Below are 2507 nucleotides of genomic sequence, written 5' to 3'. Positions count from 1 at the left end.
GAGATTTTTGCCAATTATCAAATGCTTTACCATTCATTAATCCACTCCTTTTCTATTAACTGAAGCTAGATTCACGCCAAGATACTATCACTACTCTACCGTTTATCTCATGTCGCCTAACGCCGCATTAAGGTGTGAGCAACGCTACCACTGAACCTAACCATAACACCTTAAACACAAAACCCAACGATAGAATGAAAAATGCCAAGCGTTGGGAATCACTCTTAAATGCTTTGTTATGTAACCATTATCACATGACTATGACAAGATCATTGATCGCTTACCCTGATTCATGCAAACTTCGTTTTGAAGTTAAAACTTCACTCATAAAGGAGACATTCTATGAAGGCTCTAATGAGTTATGCGTCGTTGGGTGACCGGTGCAACTAAAACACTAGCTTGTGGAGCAGGCAAGGATTCTGCGGAAGCAGGTACTTCTCTTTTGAAGACACCACAATTTCAACAACAGAATGGATGCTGCATAAAACCCAAGAGTTGAAATTTGGAGATCTATCTCCAGTCCCCTCCTCGAGAGGGGACACCCTTACTATTTTAAATTTTATTCAACTGTTTAAACGCTCTCCAAGCTACAGAAATAATGCTTAATGACATTGCCGTTCTAAAACAAAATACGAACGTTGATGGAAGAAAGTTGCTATTATGCTCGATTTTTGACAAGTCTAGTCCATATATTTCAGCAAAATCAAAAAAAGCAGCACGTACAAAGTTATCAACTCCATAGGCTAACCAAATTAAAGGATTACTGTTATTTGCAGTCATGAAGCCTTCCCCATAACTACACCAACCTAAATAAGAAGTTAGAGAAAAGGAAAAGAATAAAAGCAGAGGAAGCGAAATGACATGAAACTCCCCCGCTTCACCTTTTTTCAGTTCTTCATCGAAGTCTTCATGCAAAAAGCTAGGAATAAAAGCGTAACTGAGCAATAGAACAGTCAAGACAACTGTTATACCAAGTAATGTATAGAAGGCATAAATTGCCACTCCAGTTATTGAACCTAGCAGGTAAACCAACAGGTAAATAAGAAACAAGCCTACAATTATATAAGCTGATTCTTTGAAAAACACTTTATTCATATTTAACAATCATAGAACTTAAAGCTCTAATTTATCAGAATTTTTCGTCAAACTCTCGCTGGTTACATAACGCCGCGTTAAGTAGTGAGCAACGCAGACCACCGACCTAAAACATTGTGCCGTAAACACTAAAGCCGATTAAAACCAAAAATGCCACGCGTTGCGAATCTGCCTTAAACGCTTTGTTATACGTTTATATTTCTGATGATCTTATTGCAAGCACTAACAACATCGGAACGATAAAACTTCATCGTTTCAACTAGCTCTTTATCAGCTTTTACGAGAAACTCCTCTGAGCAATTCAAACGAACATGATTAAGTGGTAAATGGTCCGTCTCCGATGCTATGAGACCAAATACGTGGTAATCAGTGTTCCAGCATTGCCCATACATTTCGTTTCCAATACGCGATAATGCAATTATGTTTTCTATATAATTATCATCTGTTTCGAGTAGGTTCTTTACTAGTTTAATCGCTTCTTCAGACATTTTCTTGCCTCCGATCTTCCCAAAACGTATAACGCCCTGTTAAGGGGTGAGCAACGCAATACCAAAGCCACCGCATACCACCTTAACCACTAAAACCAACGCATAGTGAAAATGCCATGCGTTGCGAATCCCTCTTGAACAGTTTGTTATGGCGCAACTCACAGCGACTTGCTGACTAACCCAACAAAACCTGCATTCTCTGGTGGCGGAGTGTCATTGGTGTTGTACCAAGTTGAGTCTGGAACCCATTGCTTTGGCACTCTTTGTTCTTTAGCAACCCACTCAGGACGATAAAACAACCTTAGAACGATGCATACAATCGCGTTAATAAGCCGAAACCTTGCTGTTTGCCGCTCCTTCGGCATACCATCAGGTAAAGGAGATTTGAGGCTAGTACACAAACCTTTTATTTTCTCATCGTCAAAGGTGAGTCCATGTCGAAGATGGGCAAACTGATTACGTATTTTGCGAATAATTTGAATCTCTTGATACTCAAATTGGTCTATTAATCCAAGCGAAAGGCATAATTCAACGCGAGAAGATAAGTCCCCAATGGGTGCATTAGCACCAAAGAGCAGATTTTTGGTCGACTTACCCCCAACGAAAAATGACTCCAGTGTTTTTGACAGCTTTTCATCAATGAGAGCAGCACCAACCAAAGGTAACCCTCGATCAGTCTCACTTTGGAGTTCGGTTACAAACTCACCCAAATCTACAGCATGTTCTACTAACATATTTCTCCTTGAGCCATAACGCCTTGTTAAGGTGTGAGGCACGCAATACCGAAGGTTCCGCATAACACCTTAACCACTAAAACCAACGCATGGTAAAAATGCCACGCGTGCCGAATCACTCTTGAACAATTTGTTATGCTCGTACTCAAAGAAATTGGAGAATTAAGCAAGTGATAAACGCTGGAAGCCC

The 2507-nt window shown here is 40.1% G+C and carries 3 protein-coding genes; all 3 read right to left on the bottom strand.

Annotated features, from left to right (window positions below; genetic code table 11):
- Positions 1 to 552: 552 nt before the first annotated feature.
- A complete protein-coding gene (locus IQR33_RS07425; RefSeq protein WP_193838061.1) occupies positions 553 to 1095 on the bottom strand; it encodes a hypothetical protein in 543 nt (180 codons plus the stop codon).
- Between the two features lie 185 nt (positions 1096 to 1280).
- On the bottom strand, positions 1281 to 1583 hold the full coding sequence (locus IQR33_RS07420) for a hypothetical protein (RefSeq protein ID WP_193838062.1): 303 nt from the start codon (positions 1581 to 1583) through the stop codon (positions 1281 to 1283).
- A gap of 158 nt (positions 1584 to 1741) precedes the next feature.
- Positions 1742 to 2317: an MltR family transcriptional regulator gene (locus tag IQR33_RS07410; RefSeq protein ID WP_025818885.1), complete on the bottom strand. Its 576-nt coding sequence runs from the start codon at positions 2315 to 2317 to the stop codon at positions 1742 to 1744.
- Positions 2318 to 2507 lie beyond the last annotated feature (190 nt).

The organism is Vibrio sp. OPT46, from assembly GCF_015163535.1.
Classification (GTDB): Bacteria; Pseudomonadota; Gammaproteobacteria; order Enterobacterales; family Vibrionaceae; genus Vibrio; species Vibrio alginolyticus.
This window is presented reverse-complemented; position numbering and strand designations above follow the sequence as displayed.

Bases quoted from the DNA above. Each gene is read 5' to 3' on its own strand.
- IQR33_RS07425 (WP_193838061.1), bottom strand. From the start codon at position 1,095: ATGAATAAAGTGTTTTTCAAAGAATCAGCTTATATAATTGTAGGCTTG.
- IQR33_RS07410 (WP_025818885.1), bottom strand. From the start codon at position 2,317: ATGTTAGTAGAACATGCTGTAGATTTGGGTGAGTTTGTAACCGAACTC.
- IQR33_RS07420 (WP_193838062.1), bottom strand. From the start codon at position 1,583: ATGTCTGAAGAAGCGATTAAACTAGTAAAGAACCTACTCGAAACAGAT.